General features: G+C 39.2%; 1 protein-coding gene and 2 pseudogenes. 2 read left to right on the forward strand and 1 reads right to left on the reverse strand.

What is annotated here, in order from left to right:
- Positions 1 to 326, reverse strand: a pseudogene (locus tag PVW27_RS21475) (excinuclease ABC subunit UvrA); the annotation flags it as partial.
- Positions 327 to 544: 218 nt separating this feature from the next.
- Here PVW27_RS21475 and PVW27_RS21480 point away from each other — a divergent pair.
- Positions 545 to 1,006: an IS630 transposase-related protein gene (locus tag PVW27_RS21480; RefSeq protein WP_274561241.1), complete on the forward strand. Its 462-nt coding sequence runs from the start codon at positions 545 to 547 to the stop codon at positions 1,004 to 1,006.
- Between the two features lie 17 nt (positions 1,007 to 1,023).
- Positions 1,024 to 1,427: pseudogene (locus tag PVW27_RS21485) on the forward strand (IS630 family transposase); the annotation flags it as partial.

The following is a 1,427-nucleotide window of genomic DNA, read 5'->3' on the forward strand; positions in this document are numbered from 1 at the left end:
TAGTCATAAATTTCGGTAATGGTACCCACCGTAGAACGTGGGTTATGGCTGGTTGACTTCTGTTCAATTGCAATGGCAGGGCTTAAACCTTCAATTGAGTCAACTTCAGGTTTTTCCATTTGTGACAAGAACTGGCGCGCATAGGCCGAAAGCGATTCGACATAACGACGCTGACCTTCGGCATAGAGTGTATCAAATGCAAGCGATGACTTACCTGAACCAGAAAGTCCCGTGATCACCACGAATTTGTCGCGGGGAATATCAAGGTTCACATTTTTTAAGTTATGGGTACGTGCGCCTCGAATACGGATATGACTTTGGCTCATAAAACTATCTCGAAATTGTGCAGATGAAGGAGGTATATGATAACGACTTATGCTTTATTCAAGTGTTAAACATGATTTTATAGCGACAAATCATGTCGGCCAAAAGAAAAGTGATGCTGCTAGACTGTAGCTAGATTTCAGTGTTGAAACAAGTCTCAAGCTATCGATATTGGCTGCGACTGAAGATAGAAAGATGTTTACGTATTGCGTAAAAAAGAGTGGATCTCCCATTCGGCGCAGCGCAAAAGTTGCATCATGACTGTGCTATTTTTGGTTTGCCGTACGCGTTCAGGGATATAGTCCGCACGCCAAAAAACCAATACAATACCGATATGAGTTATCCAATACATTTTAGAAAGAAAATATTAGCCAAGCTTGAAGAAGGTCAATCTATCCGAGCGGTTGCTCAGCACTTCGAAATTAATAAAAATACAATTGTCGAATGGAAAAAGCGAATCGAAATAAAAAGAACTCGACCAAGAAAACCATCTAAAGTTGATGATGATGCCTTACGTGCAGATGTTGAGCAATATCCCGATGATTATCAATATGAACGCGCTGCTCGTTTTGGTTGTGCTACTTCTACAATTGGAGATGCGCTCAAGCGTCTAAATATTACAGTTAAAAAAAGACCTTACGGCACCCGAAAGCAAAAACAGAACTCAGAGAGCAGTATTTAAAAGATTTAAACCGATTAAGGTATCAACACCCGATCATCTATCTTGATGAAAGTGGATTTAAATCTCATGAACATAGACCTCATGGTTATTCAAAACAGGGAACTCCTTGTTATGGAACATATAATTGGCAATTAAAAAATCAAACCAATGCAATAGGAGCAATCCATGAGGGTAAGTTATTTGCAGTGGGTTTATTTGATAGCAAAGTAAATTCGGATGTATTTTATTTTTGGGTAGATCAGTTTTTATTACCAGAACTACCCTCGAATAGTGTAATTGTCATGGACAATGCAGCCTTCCATAAACGACCAGATATACAAGATCTATTAAGCCAACATGGGCATCAAATACTTTGGTTACCACCTTATAGTCCTGACCTTAATCCTATTGAAAAAATGTGGGCATGGGTGAAAGCAAAAAA

This window comes from Seohaeicola sp. 4SK31 (genome assembly GCF_028802875.1).
GTDB lineage: Bacteria > Pseudomonadota > Alphaproteobacteria > Rhodobacterales > Rhodobacteraceae > Seohaeicola.